The organism is Candidatus Accumulibacter propinquus (genome assembly GCF_056856495.1).
The window spans coordinates 530,094-551,097 of sequence record NZ_JBSEHC010000003.1 but is presented as its reverse complement, the minus strand read 5'-3'; the positions used below and the strand labels follow the sequence as shown (position 1 = coordinate 551,097).

Genomic DNA, 21,004 nt, shown 5'->3' with positions numbered 1-21,004 from the left:
TGTTGACCGACAGCGCCAAGATTCGAGAGTCTTCCACTCGTGTCTCAACCGGCATTGCCCGCAATGCCAGACCCGGGCGAAGGAGGCGTGGCTTGCCGCACGGCGTCGCGAAGTGCTGCCCGTGCCTTACTTTCACCTGGTGTTCACGCTGCCGCATGACCTCAATGGCCTGATTGCCGCCGCGCCACGGCCGCTTTACGAGACGCTGTTCGCCGCGGTGTCAGCAACGCTCACCGAGTTCGCCGCCAGCCCGCGACATCAGGGCGGCGTGTCGGCGTTCTCGCTGGTCTTGCACGCGTGGAAGCAGGATCTCGGCCGGCACGTCCATCTCCATGCGTTGGTGGCGGGTGGGGCGCTGGCGGCAAACGGCGAATGGATCTCGCCGAAAAAGGGCTTCCTGTTCCCCGTCAGCGCTCTGTCGTGCGTCTTTCGTGGCCAGTTCGTTACCGGACTCAAGGCCTTGCGTAGCGCCGACCGCTTGCCTGGGCTGATCGCCACGCCGGCCGATTGGCAACGCTTGAGGCAACGACTCTACGTCCATGACGGGGTGGTCTATGCCAAACAACCGCTGGGCGGTCCCGAAGCGGTGCCACCCTCCGGCCACAACGTCAACCTCCGAAGCTGCGGGGGCCTCCGGGATGATCGATCGCGATTCCGGTCTTCCGCAGCAGTCGGACGGCGGCGCCATCCGCGGAGTCGTTCGGCTTCGCAGTAAGCGATCGCTCGCGCAAACTTCGTGTCACTTGTGCCGCCGCGGCCAGTCGGCTGTCTGCCAGCCTGGCTGCCCATCGGCGGGTGTGATCCTGACGCTCGACTCTATGCTAAACGATTGACTCCGCGTCGATCTACCTTACAATCCCCATAAGCACCGCCCTGGTGGCGGTTCAGTCCAACAAGGTTTATCTGCTGCGCGCCGCCTGCGATTGGTCCGCACGCCTTCTGGGCGGCAGATAAACGCTATTGGTTAGCGCCCATCCCTGTGGGACTACGGAGACCGCCGTGCTACCTGAACTAAATCGCCAGGCGACGCCCAACTGGCTTATGAGACCCAAATTAGCGCATGAGCCAATTCCTATCGTGGACCTCCTTCGAGGATCCGTCTTCTATCCAGCAAGCGCTATGGACGGTCGCCCTGTTAAGTACCTTGGCGGATATAGGCACAGCTTCGTTTATGCAGATTGCAGTGTTACACAGGTCTCGTTGAGAACTTACTTGGATACGTTCAAAGGCTACCGCCTTTACTATTCACGTTCAGTCGCAAGGGGGGAACTTAGTTTCAAATCTTTTCAACCAGTTCCGCTCGAAGCGAATGACGGCAATCCAAGGAGCCTGCATGTTCGGCCAGACTTCTCGCCGTATTCGATCTGGGCTGTGTACGAGCGTCAATCGGGGTTTGATGAAGATCATGGCCCGGAAAGGTTCAGTTTGCTCTTTGTTGGGTGCGAGGGTGCAGCTACGTTTCAATCTCTCTATTATTCAAATCAGTGTTCACCGTCTGCTATTGTGCTCATCAAGTGCGATGCATTCACGGGTAACTGGACGCAGTTTTACAATCCAAAGAGAATACTGGCTCGCAGCGTAATGCAGAATCCGCACGGAATCCCTGATTACCTGTTTTGTGACCACGGGCCAGAACCTCCGTGGCCTTGGTACACAACCCTCCAAAATAAGGTCGTTTCTGCCTTAAATTATGATGGAAAGACACATCAGCGACTTCACTTGTGGGGGCGTGGCGCAAGATCGATGGCTACCACATGATGTCCGTTTGGTTGTGCTGCGCGCTAACGCTGCGCTTCAAAGGACGCTGCGCGATTAGGCCGCGCTGCGCCCCTGAGCTTGGACGTTAGGCGTCATGCAATCACTCGATACCAGCGCTCTGCACAGTCTCCGCTTGACGATCTTCGACAACGCAGAAGAGTTGCACAAGGAAGCAAACGATTGACTCCGCGCCGATCTACCTTACAATCCCCATAAGCACCACCTTGGTGGCGGTTCAGTCCAACAAGGTTTATCTGCCGCGCGCCGCCTGCGCTTGGACCACACGCCTTCTGGGCGGCAGATATACGCTATTCGTTAAAACTCACACGCGTCATGAATGTAGGTCCCTGGAACTGGCTTGAGTTGGTGAAACTCGCTGTGGGCATCATGACGCCCCTGTCTGTGGCCGCGTTCGGGTGGTTCATTAGCCGGCGGCTCAAGCGCTTTGAACTACTGCAGTGGTCGAATCAGAAGTTGATCGAAAAGCGCATTGCTATCTACGACCAAGTCGGGCCTGCACTGAATCAGCTGTACTGCTTTTACGCCTGGGTAGGCAATTGGAAGGAAACCACGCCAGCGGAAGTCCTACGCCTCAAGCGAGACCTTGATCAGAAGATGTACGTCTATGGGCACCTCTTCGATGGCGACTTGCTTCGCAGCTATCGCGAGTTTATGCACACCCTTTTCGAGACTTTTCAGGGTGCTGGCGAAGATGCCAAGATCAGATCGCTGGTGCGCGGGCCAGACGGGGATCGGTCGAACCACACCTCTCATCCCTGGCATGCGGAGTGGGAGGACAGGTTTGCTACGTCAGCGCGCGCCGCATCTTTGGAGGAAGTGCAGCAGCGGTACGATGCGCTCATTCGAGAGTTCTCTGAGTCATGGGGAGTGCGGGAGTGAGTTTTAACATGGCAGTCGACTCGGACACGCTGCGGCAAGGGGCCGCGCGGCGCCCTCGCAAATTGTGCACCGCGCGGCCCCTTGCCGCAGCGTGCCGGTCACTTCTACGTTATGCGGTATTGAACGCACATGGCAGTCGCCCTTTGATGGCCCGCTATAGGACAAGACCGAATTCACCGTAGGAGCACCACCATGCCAATGAGACATCAAGCGTTCTTGCTACTCTTGGTCCGTGGAACCATCGGACGGGCCGTGAAACCACTCGCATGAGATCGTCATCGAACTAGGCTTTAAACGGCTTTCCCCGACTAGCGAAACAGTGGAACATTTGGTGGATTGCATGGATGGCCCAAGCCAGGAACGAGTTTCAAGTCCGATCTCCACCGGCGGCGAGGGCGTGTTCTTCGAGCAACACGTCGCGGCGTACTGGCTAGCGCAGCTGCTCGTCCGCAGCATCCCGCCGATCCTGACCGATACCAGCGTTACCGAGGTCCATCTCCAGACCGAGCATCTCGGCTTCAATACGGACGACGTCCTCGTCGTCTGTGCGCGCGCAGGCGCGGCAACTGCGCGCCTCGTCGGGCAGGTGAAGCGCAGCTTCACCATCAGTGCTGTCGACGACGAATGCAAGAAGGCCATTGGCGACTTCTGGAAAGATTTCAAGAAGGCCGACCCTTTCAATCCCCAGCACGACCGCTTTGTTCTAGTGACGCTGCGCGGCACGAACACGCTCCTTGAGAATTTCGTCGGGCTGCTCGACTGCGCCAGAGGCGCGGCTGACGGCGAGGAGTTCGTAAGACGGCTGTCCCTCGCCGGTCTTATCTCGAAGAAGTCCGTCCATCAGTGCAACGAGCTTTGCGAGATCGTCAGCAAACTGGAAGGGACGCCCGTCACCGCCAAAGACCTGTGGCCATTCCTGCGCGTGCTGCACGTCCTGAGCCTCGATCTGCACACCTCCACGCGCCAGACCGAGGCGCACATCAAGACGCTGCTCGCCCTCAAGTCAACCGATCTGGATCCTGTCGCGAGCGCGAAGGCCGCGTGGGACGCCCTTCTGAACTTCGCAAGCGAGGCCGGACCGGCCGCGCGGAGCCTGAAACGCGCCGACCTTCCAGCCGCTCTCGTCCAGGCGTACGGTGAGGTGGGCGCGACCGAGCAGCGCGTACTGACGGCACTGAAGAGCCACACTGACTTCGTTCTCCGGAAGATCCGCACCACGATCGGACCGACCTTCCACCTGCGGCGCCCCGGCATCGTCCAAAAGGTGCTTGCGGCTATCGAGGCGAAGCAAGTCGTCCTGATAACGGGGCCAGCCGGCAGCGGCAAATCCGTCATCGGGAAGGAAGCGGTGGCCTTTCTCTCCCGCGAATTCTTCGCCTTCGGGTTCCGGGTGGAGGAATTCGCCGTCGCTCACATCGACGAAACACTCCACAACAGCCAGATCCCGGCGCGAGCCACCGAGCTTCAGGCCATCCTCGGCACGCAGGGCCGCAAGGTCCTCATGATCGAGAGCGTCGAACGCTTGCTCGAAAAGCCGACGCGCGACGCGTTCAGCGACCTCTTGACGCTCGCCCAGGGCGACAATGGCCTCGGTATCCTCATGACCTGCCGCGATTATTCCGCGGAGCAGGTGCAGGCCAGCTTTCTTCAGGCGGCGGGGATTGATCACGCGGTCATCGAAGTTCCGCCGCTCGACGACACCGAATTGCAGGAGATCCAGGCCGCCTTTCCGTCGCTGGCAGTGCCGTTCGCTAACCCCGCCCTGTGCGAGATCCTGCGCAACCCGTACTTCATCGACAAGGCATTGCAGATCCCGTGGGATGCGGGACGTCCGCTTCCGGAGAACGAGCGCGATTTCCGCGCCGTCTTCTGGCGGCAGATCGTGCGCGCGGACCAGAATCCGGCCGACGGCATGCCGCGCCTGCGTGAAGTGGCTTTGCAAGAGCTGGCGGTGCGCAGGGCGCGTGCCCTGTCGGATTACGTGCCAGCTATGGGACTCAATGCCGCAGCCATCGCCGTCCTCAAACAGGACTCCGTCGTTGTTTCGCCCGACACCAGTGCTTTGCTCGTGGCCACGGCGCACGACGTCCTCGAGGACTGGGCCATCCTGCAATGGATCGAGGAACAGCATCTCACGGATGAGACAGCGTTCAAGGCATTGTCGTCAGCGATAGGGCCGCATCCTGCGGTGCGCCGCTCGTACCGGAAGTGGGTTGCCGAACTGGTCGACCGCGACGCACACGCAGCGGACCGGCTGTTCAGCGCGGCCATCGCACAGGCCGACGTGCCCGCCCAGTTCCGTGACGATACGTTGGTCTCGCTGCTCAAGGCACCGTCGGCGTCAGAATTCCTGACTCGGAACGAGGCCGAGTTGCTCGCCAATGACCGCGCCATCCTCAGGAGGGTCATCCATCTCCTGCGCGTCGCCTGTGTGGAGTCGCCCGCGTGGCTTGCCGACGTGCGCGGCCACAGCTCGATCCTGAGCGTGCCGGAAGGCGCGGTCTGGGCAACCGTCGTGAGACTGGTGCATCGCAGCATCGGCAGCTTCGGACCGGAAGACACACTGCTGCTTCTCGCATTGATCGAGGATGCCGTGCGCGGCGTCAGCTGGTGGGCACCTGACATCGACGGGGCCGAACATGTTTCCGGCATTGCCCATTGGCTCCTCCCGCGCTTTGACCACTACATGGGAGGAGACACGCGCAAACGCATTCTGAAGGTGATTGCGAAGATCCCGAAGGTTGACCCCGCGCGCTTCGAAACCGTCCTGCGCGGGCAGATCAGGGAAGGACGCCGCCGCGATCCTGTCGCCGAGGAGTTCCGCGACATCCTCCTTGCGGGCCTCGACGGTGCGGCCGCCGCGCGCGACCTGCCGGACGTATTGATCTCCGTCGCACTGGATACCCTCCTCGCCACTGAGGAATATCTTCGCGCGGAACCCTATGGCCGCTCATCCATCGACATTGACCTCTGCTTCGGCATCAAGGAACACCTGCGCCATGACTTCTTCCCTGCCAGCGCCTTCCGGGGGCCGTGGATCAACCTGCTCACGCACCATCCGAGAAAGGGCCTCGACTTCCTGATCCGGGTCTTCAATCACAGCGCCGAGTGGTACGCGCATCCTCGTCTCCGTGACCGCCTCGAACCCGCCTGGGGGGTCGAGCTCACGTTTGCAATCGGGACCACGCGAAAGCAATGGGTGAACCCGCGCCTCTGGGGCCTGTATCGCGGCATGACCGTCGGGCCTTATTCGCTCCAGTCGCTGCTGATGGCCTTCGAGAAGTGGTTGCTCGACTACGCCAAATCCCATCCTGAGGGGCTCGACGCGGTGCTGCTCGAGATCCTCCAGCGCAGCGATTCCGCCGCGCTCGCAGCCGTCGTCGCAAGCGTGGCGACCGCTCACCCTCACCGGTCAGGCGAGGCGCTTCTGGTGCTGCTGTCGGTGCAGGACTACATCGAGATCGATCGCAGCCGCATGGCCGGCGAACACCAGACTTCAAACCTCACGGGATTGTTTCCGACCCTCCGCGCCGAAAACAAGATCTACGAAGAGGAGCGGAAGAAGTCGAACGCGCTGCCGCACCGCAAGCACGACCTTGAAGCGGCCATCGCAAACCTGCAACTGGGCTCTCTGGCCCCGCGGGTTCAAGCCATCATCGATCGCTACATCGCGGCACTGCCCGCGCCGGATAAGCGCAACAAGCGGGACCTCACATGGCAGCTTGCCCTTCATCGGATGGACTTTCGGCAGTACGACGTGGCCGATACCCAGCCAGCAGTGGACGAGACGTCGGCGAGGGACGGCGAGGCCCCTCCGAAGAACTACATCCGCCTCGAACCCAAGCCTCCCGCTCCGGAAGTGCAGCAACTCATTGACGAAAGCACAAAGAGCCTAGGCGAAAGGAATGCCCGACTGGGTGTTTACATGTGGGGCCTCCAGACCTTCCAGCGCGAGGCCGGCTCTGCCGACCCTGCTCTGTGGCGCGAGAAGCTGGCAAGTGCCAAGGGCATGGACCGCACCGCGGAACATCCGGATAACAGCCGCAACGCTCCGGGATTTGTGGCCGCCGTCTGCGTCCGCGATCACTGGGACGAGATGTTGCCGGAAGAGAATGAGTGGTGCATCGATGTCATCTGCTCCGAAATCTCCAGGCACGCGGACCAGTGGGGAACCATCGACCGCGTGCAGCGGTTCTCGATGCTTGCGGATCGTCCGTGTGCTTTCGTCGTGCCGCTGTTGCTCTCCAAGACCCTGACAGAAACCCAGACACCACGCGTGCGCCAGGCCTTTATTGCCGCAGTGACCCATCCGATCGACGAGGTCCGCTCGTACGCCACCTGGGGCATCGACAACAAGTTCTGGGTCACGAACCCCGCCCTTGCCCTGCGCGCCGCCAACGCCATCGCGACCGAGGCCGCGCTTGCCGACCGCAACTGGAACGCCGAGGAGAAGAAGCGCTACGACAAGCGGCGCACGCCGGACTCGATCTCCGCCGCCGCAGCTGAAGACGTCCGCCAGTGGTTCTGGACCGAGGGGGAAATCGCCGCAGATGCGCACGTCAGGTTCGACATCACTGAGAGATTCGGAGCCGAGGCGAACGCGAAGGTTCTCGCGATCCTCGGCCAGGTGCCCAAAGAGCCTTTGGCGGTGGCCGCACACCGACGCGCCGGCGAAGTCCTGGTTGAGTGCTGGAACCGTGAGCACGATCGTTCTCCCGACCAGCGCGATAGGAACTTTCACAGGGAGCAGGCAATATCCGACCGCATACAGCAATTTGCGATGCGGGCGTCAGACGCCGATGCCGAGCAAGTCCTCCAGCCGATGCTCGACGCCGTCGACCGGCATCCGCGCGAAGTCCACAACGTCATCCAGGGGTTCACGACCAGCGAAGACAGCAATCCCAACACACCGCACTACTGGTTCTTGTGGAACCTGTTTGCCGAGCAGGTCAAGCGCGCCAAGTGGCTCGCGCACCTCGACAGGGAGCATCCGCACGGCAGCGAAGTGCTGTCGACGATCTTCCTGACTGCGTGGTGGAAGGACAACGTGCGGCACTGGCGGAGCCTGGAAGGCTATGCCCACAACGTCGACGGGCTCTTCGACGCGCTGCCGCCGGTCTGGATCGTGCTGTACAGCTACATCCGTTTCCTCTACCACATCGGCGAGCGTTCCATGCCTGCTGCCTTTGTGCGCATCGCGAACGCGCTTAGGCGCGGAAGTCCGGCCGACATGCTGCGCGAGTCCAACACGGTCTTCATGCTCGAAGTTCTTCTCCAACGGCATGTCTACGCACGGCCGCTGGAACTCAAGCGCGATCCGGCCCTGCGCGAGGCGATCCTGTATGTGCTCGATGTTCTTGTCGAGAGCGGTTCTTCCGCCGCGTTCAGGATGCGGGACGATTTCGTTACGCCGGCTGCTTGATGCTCCCCACTTTTGGCAAGGAACTGGCTGAAAGATGCGTCGTGGGCTGTCTCAACGATTGTCGCCAAGCACTCGGAGAACTGCTCGTAAGGCGGTCACCCTCTGGTCTCTTCGGGTCGAAAGTGGACAACCATTGGCTGCATCAACCAAGATGCCGTATAACGAATAAGGATAGATCGTGCGAAGCCACGATCTGATCCGTTTGTTGGACGAGCCCGTGGGGAATGGCTGGCCGAATCAAACTAACGGCGCCGCAGGACGAAGAAACGCGAATTCAATGCTGGCCGACACAGTGGCGTCGATTCTCGATGCCTGCTGATTTCCAGCCCGTGCCAGGCAGCTAATGCGTGTTCAGACCTGGAACTTGCCGACTGCCTGGTCGAGTTCTCTGGACAGTTGTTCGAGCCGGCGCACATCGCCGGCGATTTCGGCCAGGGTGTTGCGGTTCTGCTCGGCCATCTGCGCCACTTGCTCCACATTGTGGGTAATCGTCGTGCTGGCGACGCGCTGCTCTTCGGCGGCTCCGGTGATCTCGCTGATTTCGCCCTCAACCTTGCCCAGTTCCTGCGTGACCAGGGACATGGCCGCGCAGGCCTTTCCGGCCTGGGCGACCGTCTGGTCGACGGCGGCCAGGCTCTGGGTCATGCCTTGTACCGCCGCAGCCGACCGAGAACCGATCGCCGCGACCATGGCGGAGATTTCCTGTGTCGATCGAGTGGTACGTTCGGCCAGTTTTCGGACTTCGTCCGCAACCACCGCGAATCCGCGTCCCTGCTCGCCGGCGCGGGCCGCTTCGATGGCCGCGTTGAGCGCCAGGAGATTGGTCTGGTCGGCGATTTCCCGAATCGTGTGGACAATGGCGGTGATCCGCCGCGACTCATCCCCCAGCGCGCCGATGACCTTGCTCGCGAGATTCACCGAGTCGGCCACGCGGCCGATTTCCTCGGTGACCGCGCGGACTTCCTCGCCGCCATGATCGGCAAGTGCGCCCGCTTCACGGGCGTGGCTCCGGACCTTGTGCGCGAACTCGGCGGTATGGGTGATTGTGCTGGCCACCTGTTCGACCGATGCCGACATCGAGGCCGCCGTATCGCTCTGGGTCTGCGATATCTCGACGACATGGGCAGCATCGACGTCCAGTCGTTTGGCCGCCGCCAGCACGGCGTCGGAACCTTGCCGGATCGCCCGAACGGTTTCCCGCAAGCTCTGCTGCATGATGCCGATGTGGGCGAGCACGCTGCGCTGGTCGCCAGGATTGATCTGCAACTCCTGCGTCAAATCGCCCGCGGCCATCCTGCCGGCGATATTCCCCGCAAGCGCCGGTTCGCCACCCAGCAGCTTCATCAGTACCCTCGACAGCAACAGATACGAAAGCAGCACCGTTACCAGCGCCAGAGCGCCGACACCCATGCTTGAGCGCAGCATCCAGGTGCGCGTTTCCCGTTGCGCCGCTTCACTTCCGGCGCCCAGTGTTTCGAGTTCACCGGCCAGGGCGTCGAGTTGTTTGGTGACTGTTTCGACAGCGCTGTCGAAGCCATTTTCCCCCTTCATGATCGCGTTGCCGGCCTCGCGCCCCTGACCGACATAGGCGCGGACCATGTGCTCGCCAGTGTCGTAAAGCGGCTTGAGCGCCAGTTCCAGATTCCTGATGGCGCCCTGTTTCTCGGGCAGCAGTCTGGCCAGGCTTTCGAGTCGGGACAGCGCCCGGTCACGCTCCCGCGCGGCCTCCGAAAAGCTGGCCTCGCCGACGGCCGCGGCATCGCTCATGAACTGCTGGATCTGCACGACATGGAAACGCGTATCCTTGAACGCCAGGATGCCTTGTTCGATGCGCAAGGCCTCCTCCGAGGCGGCGTTGAGCGAAGCGTTGCTGTTCCAGACGATCAGATTTCCCAACAGCAGCAGCGCGCCGACGAGCGTCGCCGAGAGCATGAGGATTTGTTTGATTGACAGTTTGTACATGAGGTTTGCGCTCGAAAACAAAGAGTTCCGGAGGCGGATGGCGCCACCTGGCAAGGGATCAAGTGGGAAGTGGTGAAGGTGACAGGTGTTTTCTCGACGCGCAACGTTTGAAACGTGCCCAACCCGGAAACCATTTTACAGGAATGGTCGGCGACCGCAGGAACGCGGCCGAAACTTCGTTCCGCCAGTGCCCCGCAGCTTGACTCGATGTTACGCTGTTGCCGGTGATCAACCCAGAAGGAGAAAAGATGAAAGCGATATCCAGGCGTTGGCTTCTGGCGGCCGGCATTGCCGCCGCACTGATCGGCTGCATCACGGTACCGCAGGATGGCGCCGGCTATGCCCGCTCGTCGGCCTTGCCGGCGCCGCCGGATCCGGCCGATAACCCGACGACGCCCGCCAAGGCGGCGCTCGGCAAGCAACTGTTTTTCGATGCGCGGCTTTCCGGCGACGGCAGCATGGCCTGCCAGGGTTGCCACTTCCGTCATCTCGGATGGACTGACGGGCTGGCGCTGTCACGCAAGGTCGGCGGTGGCATGAACACCCGTCACACCCCCAGCGTCTACAACACCGGCTACTACACGGCCTGGTACTGGGACGGGCGCGCGACGACGCTCGAAGGCCAGGTCACCGCCGCCTGGAAAGCACAGATCGGTGCCGACCCGGTCAAGGCTGCTGCGGTTATCGCCGCTGTTCCTGGCTACCAGGTCGAATTCCAGAAGGTCTTTGGCGCCCCGCCGGACGCGGACAACATTGCCAAGGCGCTGGCCGCGTTCCTGCGCACCCTGAACAGCGGCGAAGCGCCGTGGGACCGCCATGCCGCCGGCGACAAGACCGCCGTTTCGGCCGCGGCAGCGGCCGGTTACGAGTTGTTCGTCGGCAAGGGCGGTTGTGTCGCCTGCCACAAGCCACCGTTGTTCAGCGACAGCCAGTTTTACAACATCGGGCTGGAAGCCGGCAAGCCCAAACCCGATGTGGGCCGGAACGCGGTGACCAAGAACCCCGCGGACCTGTCGGCGTTCAAGACACCGACGCTGCGGTCGGTCGGCATTTCCGGGCCGTACTTCCACGACGGCAGCGTCACCAGCCTGGAGGGTGCCGTGCGCTACATGGCTTCCGGTGGCCGGGCGGACGCCAACAAAAGCACGCTGTTGATCGACCGCAAGCTTTCCGACCAGGAGATCGGCCAGATCGTCGCCTTCCTGAATACGCTGACCAGCGAGGAGCGTTTCGAGCCTCCGAAGCTGCCGTAAGCCGACCCCGCGCCGCCGGCACGTCGCGCAGCGCGCCACGGTGCCGGTGGCGCCGCGCTGACCTGGACGGCTGCGCGTTCTCTGGAGCATGGGCGGATGCACGCACTCCACCGTCTCTCGACCGCCGACTGGCTGGCCCTGTTCGTCTTCATTGCCTGCTGGGCGGGCTATGCCTGGTTCTCCGAGCATAGCCGCTGGGCTTCCGCGGGACTGATCCGCAGCGGCCACGGCTTCCGGCTCGAATGGGCCTATCGCATGCTCGAGCGCGAGGTGCGGGTGACCGACTCGACGCTGATCGGCAATCTGGTGACCAGCGTCACTTTCTACGCCAATACCACGATCTACATCATCGCCGGTCTGGTCGCCGCGCTCGGCGCGGCGGACAAGCTGCTGACCTTCACCGTGGACATGGCGTTCGGCGGTGCCGGCAACCGCGAACTGCTGGAGATCAAGCTGATGCTGGTTCTGGCCAGTTTCGTCTACGCCTATTTCAAGTTCACCTGGTCGCTGCGTCAGTTCAATGTGCTCTCGATCCTGGTTGGCGCGGCACCGCTCGGCCAGCGGGATGAGCCGGCCATCGAGAGTTATGCCCGACGGGTGGCGGCGGCCAATAATCTGGCCGGCGACGACTTCAATCGCGGCATCCGCGCCTACTATTTCGGCCTGGCCGCATCCGGCTGGTTGCTCAGCCCGCTGAGCCTGGCCGTGCTTTCGGTGCTGATCCTCGTGGTGCTCTATCGGCGAGACTACCGCTCGGCGGTACTCGACGTGTTGCGCGAGACGCACTGAAGCGGTGACCGGCAACCGCCATCTGGCAGGGATCGTTTTCGGCCTGCTTGCCTATGCGATGTGGGGATTCTTTCCGCTGTTTTTTCGCCAGCTCGCGCACGTTTCGCCGATGGATGTGTTGAGCAACCGCGCCGTCTGGGCCTGTGTCTTCGTCGGCGTGCTGCTGAGCCTGCGTCGGCAGTGGCACAAGGTGGCGGCTGTCTTCAGGAGTGCGCGGCAGGTGCTGCTGTTGCTGATCGCGGCCCTGTTGATCGGTACCAACTGGCTGGTCTTCCTGTGGGCCGTCGCCAATCAGCAGGTCGTCGCCTCCAGCCTCGGCTACTTCCTGACACCGCTGGTCAACGTTCTGCTCGGACTGCTGGTCCTCAAGGAACGGCTGAACCGGCTGGAATGGCTTTCCGTCGCCCTGGCTCTGGCGGCGATGGCCAACGAGATCGTCGCCATCGGTCATCTGCCCTGGGTGTCGCTGGTTCTCGCCGGTACCTTCGGCACCTACGGCCTGGTGCGCAAGCAATTGCCGGTCGACGCGGTCTCCGGGTTATGGCTGGAAACCCTGGCAATGCTGCCGGTTTGCGCGCTGTATGCGCTGTGGCAGGCGCCGAGCGGCCATGCGGTGTTCACCGGTCACGATCCGGCGACCACGGTCTTGCTGGTGGGGTCGGGCGCGCTCACCGCACTGCCGCTGCTGGCTTTTGCCGCCGCCACGCAGCGGCTCGATCTGGCCAGCGTCGGCATGCTGATGTACATCAACCCGACGCTCCAGTTCGTGACCGCGATCTGGGTCTTCGGCGAACCGCTGCGGCGTGCGCAACTGCTCAGCTTCGGGTTGATCTGGCTGGGCCTCCTGGTGTTCAGCTACAGCGCGTGGAGAAAGTACCGCAGGCCGGCGTAGGCGCGGCGCACGGGTCGGCGATTCCTGACCACCATGGTCTGGAATCGCCGGCATCGACATGCTAACATTGCCCTCTTTGCGGCCCCGTCCGTGCCCTGATGTTTGGGTCTCACGTATGGCTGCAGGCTGACTTTCCCCGCTCGCATCTTCCAAGGTGATCTGCAAGACAACAAGCGCATTCAGGCTGGCAGGATGAACTCTTGCCGCGTGTGCGCCTCCAACTCCCCGCAAAGTCGTAGTGCGCAGCGCGCATGGCGCTTTCGGCGCCAGATGAACGACCACCGATTTCAGAAAGCCTCGCCGGTGCAAGCCGTGCGACGCTTGCGCTTTTCCGGACCCAAGCCTGGCGACACCGCAGGCGGCAGTCCTATCGAAGGAGATTGATTTGCCCAAGCAACCACGCGAAACCCTTACCGGCGCACAGATTGTCGTGCGTCTGCTCGAACGACAGGGCGTTCGTACGCTGGCCGGCATTCCCGGCGGCGCCATCCTGCCGATCTACGACGCCTTGTCGAAGTCGGAACTGATCCACCATGTCCTGGCCCGGCACGAGCAGGGGGGCGGCTTCATCGCACAGGGGATGGCGCGCGCCACCGGTCTGCCGGCCGTATGCATGGCTTCCTCGGGTCCCGGTGCCACCAATCTGCTGACGGCGATCGCCGATGCCAAACTGGATTCGATTCCGCTGGTGGCGATCACCGGGCAGGTGCCGCGGGCGATGATCGGTACCGATGCCTTCCAGGAAGTCGATACCTACGGCCTGAGCATCCCGATTACCAAACACAACTTCCTCGTCAATGCCGCCGTCGACCTGCTGGAGATCATTCCGCGCGCCTTCCGCATCGCGGCTTCGGGTCGTCCCGGGCCGGTGCTGGTCGATATTCCGAAGGATGTGCAGAATCAACTCGTCGAGGTCGCCGAATGGCCCGCGCCGGGTGGTGCCGAACAGGTTCCGCCACCGGCCGCCGCAGCGGTCGAACGTGCGGCGGCGATGATCAACACTGCCGCCAGGCCGATCCTCTACCTCGGCGGTGGGGTGGTGCATTCCGGGGCCTCCGGGCTGGCCGTGGCGTTCGCCGAAAAGTGTCGGTTGCCGACGGTCATGACCCTGATGGCCCTTGGAGCGATGCCGGTCGATCATCCGCTCTCGCTCGGCATGCTGGGCATGCACGGGGCGCGCTGTACCAATCTCGCGCTCGACGAGTGCGACCTGCTGATCGCCGTCGGGGCCCGCTTCGACGACCGGGCGACGGGCAAGGTGGCCGGCTTCTGCCCGCAGGCACAGATCATCCACATCGACATCGATCCTTCCGAACTCGACAAGATCAAGACCGCGCATGTGGGCATTGCCGGCGACGTGCGCACAGTGCTGGAGATGCTCCTGCCGGCGCTGGCAGTCGTCGAGCGGGACGACTGGCTGGCACGCGTGGCCAGTCTGAAAGCGGCCCAGCCTTTGCGCACGCCGGGCATCGATGACCCGCGCACCCCTTACGGCCTGATCCGCGCGGTCGCCGATTGCCTCGACGATGCGGCGACGATTACCACCGACGTCGGTCAGCACCAGATGTGGGTGGCGCAAGTCTACCCCTTGCGCCGACCCCGGCAGTGGCTCACCTCCGGGGGTCTCGGGACGATGGGCTTCGGCATGCCGGCGGCCATCGGCGCGGCCCTGGCCGAGCCGGAACGGACGGTGGTCTGTTTTACCGGCGACGGCAGCATTCTGATGAATGTCCAGGAACTGGTGACCGCCGCCGAGGAGAACGTCAACGTCAAGATCGTGTTGATGAACAACTCGTCGCTCGGCCTGGTTTTCCAGCAGCAGACGATGTTTTACGGCGAGCGCATCTACGCCTCGAAATTCAAGGGCATGCCCGACTTCGTGCGCGTCGCCGAGGGTTTCGGTGTGGCCGCCATCGACCTCGACCAGGAGGTCGAGCCGCTGGCCGCGTTGGCCAGGGCCCTGTCGACGCCCGGTCCGATGCTGATTCACGCCAGTATCGCCATGCACGAGCAGGTATTGCCGATGGTGCCGCCGGGCGCCGCCAACAAGGAAATGATCGGAGGCTGAACGATGAATTCGATTGCAAGAAGTGAAAACCAGGCGCTGGCGCGCACGGTGCTCGAACTGGACGTCAATAATCACCCGGGAGTCATGTCGCACGTCGTCGGCCTCTTTTCGCGACGGGCGTACAACGTCGAAGGCATCCTGTGCATGCCGGTAGGGAGCGGCGACACCAGTCGTATCTGGCTGCTGGTCAATGAGGACGAGCGCCTGGACCAGATGGTGAAGCAGGTGGAAAAGCTCGAGGACGTCCTGGCGGTGCGCCGTCATGGTGCCCAGCATGAGGTCTTCGTGCGGCTGGAGGAATTCTTTCTTTAATCGAACTTTGAAAATCAGGAATTTGCAGGATCTCCGCGTCTTCGTGCTGGCTGCTGACAGCGGGAGTCTCTCAACAGCGGCCCAGATGCTCGAATTGTCTCCTGCAGTAGCCAGTTCCAGCCTGAAACGGCTGGAATCCGATCTGGGCGCGATTTTGCTCGTACGCTCCACCAGGAGCCTGCGCCTGAGTCCGGAGGGAGAACGCCTGTTGCCGGCAGCCCGTTCCACCCTGGCTGAATTGAGCGCTGCGCTTGAGGATATTGCCCACGTGCGCAGCAACCTGCGCGAGGAGTTGCGCATTTCGATGCCCTCGGACCTTGGGCGGAATCATCTGCTGGCCTGGCTCGACAGCTTCCTGCTTCAACACCCTGACGTCACGTTGCGCACGCATGTTTCCGATCGCCCGGCAGACCTCTACCGACAACCGTTCGATATTGCCATTCGCTATACGCACACGGCGGATTCAGGGTTGGTCGCGCTGCCCATCCGGTCCGGCAACCGGCGTGTGCTCTGTGCAGCGCCGAACTACCTGGCGCGGCACGGCGTACCGACGGTTCCGGAGGAACTGTCTCGACACAATTGCCTGCGATTCCGTCTCGGGAACGCCCTGCACGAGCATTGGCGCTTCAGCCTGGCAGGGCAAAAGATTACGGTAACCGTCAATGGGAACCGGATCGCTGATGACGGTGATGCCGTGCATCGCTGGGCCCTTGCTGGCCACGGCATTGCCTACAAGTCGGCGCTGGATGTCGGCCGAAGCATTGCCGCCGGCCTTCTGGTACCGCTGTGTACCGAATGGACGACCGAGGCGGCGCCATTGTCGCTGGTCTGTGCCGATCGCCGCCAGCTGTCGCCGCTGGTCATACTGTTGCGCGACCATTTGCGGCTGTGCTGCGAGAGCCTGGTCGATGGCTTCAAGACCACCTGGCCATTCTCCACCGTTCAGTCATTGCCGACGCCTTGATCCAGAGCTTCGTCCTGCAGTCTACTTCCGACAGGCAGTCGCACTGGCCTCACCGACATAGCTGACCCAGGTATCGCGCGAGACAACCTCCACGCACTGGCGAGTGCTGTCGTTCCAGTACAGCCACTGATTGTCGCCATTGTTCAACTTCCGCTCGTTGGCCAGGCTGAACCCGCGACGCTCCAACTGCCCCCAGGTGTAGGTGGTCTCACTGTTGGACAGATCGCTGACATTCACATAGGCCCGATTGCCGCCGCGCGACCCGTAATCCGAGCGATAACTCGTTTCCTGGCGGCGTTGATCCACCCCCTTGGTATAGCCGTCGCTGTACTCTTTCGAGTCCTCGTAGTTGTGGAAGGGCTGGTTGTGCAGGCCATCCCGATAGCCGCGTTCAAACTGTGCCGTCTGACGTTCGTCGAGGTCACGGTCTTCCCGATGGTGGGACTTTGAGGCCAGCGCAGCCAAGCCCAGCAGGGCTGCGGCACCGATTGCGACAGCAGCCACCTTGCTGCCGCTATGGTCACGTTGATCGCAATCGCTGTTGCCTACGGCCTTGATCTGTTCATATCGGCCATCACGGGTGCGTACGCGCACGCAACGCTTGTCGCGATTGTTCCACCAGTAGGTGTAAGCGGCATCGTCGCCTTTCGAGGTGTGGTGACTGACATAACCACGCTCTTCCATTTGCGATTCCGCGTCGCGGCCACGCATGTCGACCAGATCGGACAAATCGCCGGGGGTCTGGGCCGCTGCGCCATTGCTGCCGACGATCATCGACACGGCAACGGTGAGGACTGTCGTTCGCCTGAATGACCGAAACATGGTGTGGGTTCCCGTAGTGGTTGATCAGAGGTAGACGCCTGCTGGAACGGACTGCGTTGGCGTCGCGCCGAAGTATCGGCGAAAGCAGCCGACGTACCAACCGCCAACCCGATGAATCAGTTTCACCAAAATATTGAGAAATTCCACCTGTTGCTTCGGATAGTATCCGAGTGTTAACCCACGCTTCCCGGCATGTGAACCCTCCCCCAACCCCTTGAACCAAGGTCAATCTCATGAAACATAGACGACTCGCCGCCCTGGTCATCGCGGCCCTGGCCAGTACCTCCGCGCATGCGATCGATGCGAAGTATCGGAAGCAACTCGAACGATCCGGTTGCACCCAGGTGAGCGAGGCACAAGGTTGCGATATCACCAAGACCAGGGCGGAAAACGCCAAGACCGGATTCGGCAGCGCCGCTGCCGATGCGCACGGCGGAATCAACTCGACCTACGCTCAACAGCTCGAACGTTCGGGTTGCACGCAGCTTACCGAGAACCAGGGTTGTGACCTCCACAAGACCAAGGCGCAGAATGCCAAGGCCGGATTCGGCGGCAGCGCCGCCGGCACTACCGGCCAGACGCCGTATGCGGGTCAATGGGTCGCCATCGGCCCAACCGGTGGCACGGTGGCCACCATCCGGATCGATCCGCAGGAGCATGTCTGGGTCAATGGCAAACGTGTCAATGCCAAACGCAGCGATGGGGCACTGGTCTTTCGGCAGGGCTTTGTCACCTACACCATCCAGGGTGATCGCCGCCTGAAGGGCGAGGACACCTGGCGCGATTCCGACGCCGGTTCGACTGGACCTATCTACGCCGAGTAACTGGCCTTATCCGGCGTGCCTGAGTTCGGGAAGGACCATTGGGTCACCGATGCCGGGGCAAGCCGATGGTCGTTCGAGAGGAGGATTCATGACGCGTTTAACCACGATTGCACTCGCCCTGGCGGCTGCCCTTGCGTCCAGTACAGCGACTGCACAGGAAGTACCGACCTTCGGTTTCCCGGCGGGATTTTCCCCGCGGAAGATGGATACCAGTGCCGATCCACGCAAGGACTTCACACGCTATGCCGCCGGCAAATGGTTCGATGCCCTGGTGATTCCCGACGACAGCGTGCGTATCTCCGGCCTCGATCTGATGAGCAAGCGCACGGATGTCGCTGTGCGCCAGACGGTTGAGGAGGCCGCGAGAAAAGCCCCGACCGCCGCGCAGGGCAGCCCGGCGCAGCAAGTGGGCGCCCTCTATGCCGCGGGCCTCGACGAGGCGCGCCTCAAGGCACTCGGCAATACCCCCCTGCAGCCACAATTCCTGCGCATCGACGCGATCACCGACAGGAATGACGTGGCGAAGGAACTGGCCCGCCTGTCGCTCGTCACCAACGAGATGCTCGTCATGGGCGGCACGATCACCGTCGGTATCCGCGACAAGACCCGATACATTGTCGCTGCCGGCGACGGCGGCCTGGGTTTGCCGAACTTCGAGGATTACCTGAAACCGGAAGCAGCGAGGTACCGCGAAGCCTATCTCACTTTCGTGGCCGAACTGCTGGTGCTGGCCGGCATCCCGCAGGCCGATGCGCAGGCCTTTGCCGTCAAGGCGCTGGCCATGGAGAAGCGGATTGCCGCAACGCGCCAGCCCCTGGCCGAGCACAAGGATCCGGACAAGCGCTTCGTCGAAATGTCCTATGCTCAACTCAAGGAACTGACCCCGGGATTCGACTGGGATGGCTACTACGCGACCATTGGCATCCCGCTGCCGACGGAAGTGACGGCGATCGAGGTGAATTCGATGCGCGAACGCGCCGCCATCCTCGCGGAACTGTCGCTCGAAGACACCAGGATGCTCCTGAAGTGGGAATACCTGCGCAAAAGCCTCGGTGGCCTGTCACAGGACTTCGCTCAACCGGGTCTCGAATTGACCCGCGTCTATTTTGGCGAGGGTTTTCAGTTGCCACCGCTCTCGAAGCAGGTTTTCAACACTATCGCCGCCAAGCTCGGTCACCCGCTGGGGCAGCTTTATGTCGAGAAGACCCTCAGCCCCGAGTCGCGGCGCGCGGTGGAGGACATGGTCGGTCGCGTGCGCGCCGAATTCCGCGTCCGCCTCGAAAAGAACCACTGGCTGACGGCAGCGACCCGGAAACAGGCGCTGGACAAGCTCGACAAGGTCAAGATCACGGTGGGCTATCCGGACCAGTGGATCGACTATTCATCGGTGGACGTGCGTCCCGGCGACTACTTCGGCAGTCTGGAGCGCATCACCGAATTCAGCTCGCGGCGCGATCTCGCGCGATTTGGCGGCCCCATCAGGGAAGACGAGTTCGTCGATCCCCGTTCGACTCTACCGACGGTGATCAATGCGGGCTACAATTCGTTGCGCAATTCGATCGAAATTCCTGCTGCCTTCCTGCAACCGCCGACCTATGACCCGAAGGGCGATCCGGCGACCAATTTCTGTGCCATCGGTGCCGTCATCGGCCATGAACTGACGCACGGCTTCGATTCCGGCGGTCGCCTTTATGATGAAATCGGACGTGCCCGCAACTGGTGGGTGAAGGACGACGAAGTCAAATTCGTCGCCCAGACCGGCAAACTGGTCAGGCAGGCGAATGCCTACCAGGTACTGCCCGGCCTGCACGCCAACGGCGCGCTGGCCGTCACCGAAAATCTCGCCGATGTCGGCGGCATCGCATTCGCTTATGGTGCGCTCGAAAAATACCTGCAGGCCCATCCGGAAGAGAACCAGGTGATCGATGGCCTGACCCAGGAGCAGCGCTGTTTCCTGGCCTGGGGGCAGATGTGGTCGGACAAGGCGCGCGCGGGCTATCTGCGCCAGGTGACGGCGACCGACGCGCATGCACCCGGCGGTTATCGCGCCTATGCAGCCGCGCAGCACGAGCCGGGGTTCTACAAGGCATTCGGCATCCGCAAGGGTGATCCGATGTGGCTTGATCCCAAGGATCGTGTGCGCATCTGGTGAGGATCGTCGAATCATGAGCCTTCATCAGGAATCTCGAAATACCGAACTGAGCACATCGAGACGCAAGCCATCTGTATGGATGGGGATTCTGCTGTATTTGGGTTATCTCGCCGTCTTCTTCTCCACATGGACTATCAATGGCGTCGATTACAACCGGATCGGCGAGAATGCAGAAACGACGAAGCTCTGGTATGCGTTTCCCACATTGTTTGGATGTGCCTTTCTGGTGGTTGCCATCAGCATCCTGGGTTGGTGGCGCATCGTTCTGTTCGACAAGTCGAAATCCGGCCCCCCATGGGTCTGGATTCTGCCTGTCGTGATGGTCGCCATCATTCTGAACAACTTCTTCGGGATGCCGTCCGGCAAGCTTTCGGCCGAGCTGGTTGTATGGTCGTCGTTAGGAGCCGTGGGAGTCGGATTCGGCGAAGAGATGATCACACGGGGAAGCATGATCGTGGGATTGAGAAGCCGGTTCGGCGAAGGCAGGGTATGGCTCATCAGCACCTTGCTGTTCTCGGCGCTGCATGTTCCCAACGTGATCTTCGGGTTGCCGATGTTGGCAATGCCCATCCAGGTGCTATTGACCTTCATCATGGGAAGCGGCCTCTATGCCATGCGCCGCATGTCCGGAACTTTGATTTTACCGATGGTTCTTCATGGGCTGTGGGATAGTTCGTTGTTTTTGAATGTTGCCACGGGAGGAATGCCTTCCAATGTTCAATTCGCCGTCTATCCGCTGGCGATTGCCTGCGTGATCGCGGTATTGCTGAACAGTCGGAATGCACGGTTGCCGTCGTATTCCCTGGCAGATTTTCCAACCAAGGGGAATCCAGAACCGAAAAAGCACGAGAAAGGGGCCAGGGCCAATGAAGCGTAGCCCAAGCTA

Annotated in this window: 13 protein-coding genes and 1 pseudogene; 12 read left to right on the top strand and 2 right to left on the bottom strand. The window is 62.0% G+C overall.

Annotated features, from left to right (window positions below; genetic code table 11):
• Positions 1–28: 28 nt before the first annotated feature.
• The 3 genes and pseudogenes from AC15MQ_RS08630 to AC15MQ_RS08620 all read left to right on the top strand — a co-directional run.
• Positions 29–589: pseudogene (locus tag AC15MQ_RS08630) on the top strand (IS91 family transposase); the annotation flags it as partial.
• Positions 590–2,091: 1,502 nt separating this feature from the next.
• Positions 2,092–2,658: a hypothetical protein gene (locus tag AC15MQ_RS08625; RefSeq protein WP_287654921.1), complete on the top strand. Its 567-nt coding sequence runs from the start codon at positions 2,092–2,094 to the stop codon at positions 2,656–2,658.
• Between the two features lie 340 nt (positions 2,659–2,998).
• Positions 2,999–8,080, top strand: a complete 5,082-nt coding sequence (locus AC15MQ_RS08620; RefSeq protein WP_483079891.1) for an NACHT domain-containing protein — start codon at positions 2,999–3,001, stop codon at positions 8,078–8,080.
• Positions 8,081–8,431: 351 nt separating this feature from the next.
• On the opposite strand, the gene AC15MQ_RS08615 is transcribed toward AC15MQ_RS08620, so the two are convergent.
• The gene (locus AC15MQ_RS08615; RefSeq protein WP_287663981.1) at positions 8,432–10,042 is read right to left on the bottom strand and encodes a methyl-accepting chemotaxis protein; all 1,611 of its coding nucleotides are present in this window, start codon (positions 10,040–10,042) and stop codon (positions 8,432–8,434) included.
• Positions 10,043–10,290: 248 nt separating this feature from the next.
• On the opposite strand from AC15MQ_RS08615, the gene AC15MQ_RS08610 reads away from it, so the two are divergent.
• The 6 genes from AC15MQ_RS08610 (at position 10,291) to AC15MQ_RS08585 (ending at position 16,320) form a co-directional block, all read left to right on the top strand.
• Positions 10,291–11,295, top strand: a complete 1,005-nt coding sequence (locus tag AC15MQ_RS08610; RefSeq protein WP_332337495.1) for a cytochrome-c peroxidase — start codon at positions 10,291–10,293, stop codon at positions 11,293–11,295.
• Between the two features lie 96 nt (positions 11,296–11,391).
• A complete protein-coding gene (locus tag AC15MQ_RS08605; protein ID WP_287654914.1) occupies positions 11,392–12,084 on the top strand; it encodes a DUF599 domain-containing protein in 693 nt (230 codons plus the stop codon).
• A gap of 4 nt (positions 12,085–12,088) precedes the next feature.
• Positions 12,089–12,976 carry an EamA family transporter RarD gene (gene rarD, locus AC15MQ_RS08600; protein ID WP_287663983.1) on the top strand — a complete coding sequence of 296 codons (888 nt, stop codon included), beginning with the start codon at positions 12,089–12,091 and terminating at the stop codon, positions 12,974–12,976.
• Between the two features lie 385 nt (positions 12,977–13,361).
• On the top strand, positions 13,362–15,044 hold the full coding sequence (gene ilvB, locus AC15MQ_RS08595; RefSeq protein WP_483079890.1) for an acetolactate synthase large subunit: 1,683 nt from the start codon (positions 13,362–13,364) through the stop codon (positions 15,042–15,044).
• A 3-nt stretch (positions 15,045–15,047) separates the two neighbouring features.
• Positions 15,048–15,356 carry an acetolactate synthase small subunit gene (ilvN, locus tag AC15MQ_RS08590; protein ID WP_287654910.1) on the top strand — a complete coding sequence of 103 codons (309 nt, stop codon included), beginning with the start codon at positions 15,048–15,050 and terminating at the stop codon, positions 15,354–15,356.
• Between the two features lie 13 nt (positions 15,357–15,369).
• Positions 15,370–16,320, top strand: coding sequence for a LysR family transcriptional regulator (locus AC15MQ_RS08585; protein WP_483080628.1), 951 nt, complete (start codon positions 15,370–15,372; stop codon positions 16,318–16,320).
• Between the two features lie 21 nt (positions 16,321–16,341).
• On the opposite strand, the gene AC15MQ_RS08580 is transcribed toward AC15MQ_RS08585, so the two are convergent.
• The gene (locus tag AC15MQ_RS08580) at positions 16,342–17,142 is read right to left on the bottom strand and encodes a hypothetical protein (protein WP_483079889.1); all 801 of its coding nucleotides are present in this window, start codon (positions 17,140–17,142) and stop codon (positions 16,342–16,344) included.
• Between the two features lie 233 nt (positions 17,143–17,375).
• On the opposite strand from AC15MQ_RS08580, the gene AC15MQ_RS08575 reads away from it, so the two are divergent.
• The 3 genes from AC15MQ_RS08575 (at position 17,376) to AC15MQ_RS08565 (ending at position 20,995) form a co-directional block, all read left to right on the top strand.
• Positions 17,376–17,966 (top strand): hypothetical protein, encoded by a 591-nt coding sequence (locus tag AC15MQ_RS08575; RefSeq protein WP_483079888.1) that lies wholly within the window; start codon positions 17,376–17,378, stop codon positions 17,964–17,966.
• An 88-nt stretch (positions 17,967–18,054) separates the two neighbouring features.
• The gene (locus AC15MQ_RS08570; RefSeq protein ID WP_483079887.1) at positions 18,055–20,118 is read left to right on the top strand and encodes a M13 family metallopeptidase; all 2,064 of its coding nucleotides are present in this window, start codon (positions 18,055–18,057) and stop codon (positions 20,116–20,118) included.
• Between the two features lie 13 nt (positions 20,119–20,131).
• Positions 20,132–20,995: a CPBP family intramembrane glutamic endopeptidase gene (locus AC15MQ_RS08565; protein ID WP_287667753.1), complete on the top strand. Its 864-nt coding sequence runs from the start codon at positions 20,132–20,134 to the stop codon at positions 20,993–20,995.
• Positions 20,996–21,004: the final 9 nt, after the last annotated feature.

Coding starts and splice junctions, on each gene's coding strand:
- AC15MQ_RS08625 (WP_287654921.1), top strand. CDS start 2,092: ATGAATGTAGGTCCCTGGAACTGGCTTGAGTTGGTGAAACTCGCTGTG.
- AC15MQ_RS08620 (WP_483079891.1), top strand. CDS start 2,999: ATGGATGGCCCAAGCCAGGAACGAGTTTCAAGTCCGATCTCCACCGGC.
- AC15MQ_RS08615 (WP_287663981.1), bottom strand. CDS start 10,042: ATGTACAAACTGTCAATCAAACAAATCCTCATGCTCTCGGCGACGCTC.
- AC15MQ_RS08610 (WP_332337495.1), top strand. CDS start 10,291: ATGAAAGCGATATCCAGGCGTTGGCTTCTGGCGGCCGGCATTGCCGCC.
- AC15MQ_RS08605 (WP_287654914.1), top strand. CDS start 11,392: ATGCACGCACTCCACCGTCTCTCGACCGCCGACTGGCTGGCCCTGTTC.
- ilvN (WP_287654910.1), top strand. CDS start 15,048: ATGAATTCGATTGCAAGAAGTGAAAACCAGGCGCTGGCGCGCACGGTG.
- AC15MQ_RS08580 (WP_483079889.1), bottom strand. CDS start 17,142: ATGTTTCGGTCATTCAGGCGAACGACAGTCCTCACCGTTGCCGTGTCG.
- AC15MQ_RS08575 (WP_483079888.1), top strand. CDS start 17,376: ATGAAACATAGACGACTCGCCGCCCTGGTCATCGCGGCCCTGGCCAGT.
- AC15MQ_RS08570 (WP_483079887.1), top strand. CDS start 18,055: ATGACGCGTTTAACCACGATTGCACTCGCCCTGGCGGCTGCCCTTGCG.
- AC15MQ_RS08565 (WP_287667753.1), top strand. CDS start 20,132: ATGAGCCTTCATCAGGAATCTCGAAATACCGAACTGAGCACATCGAGA.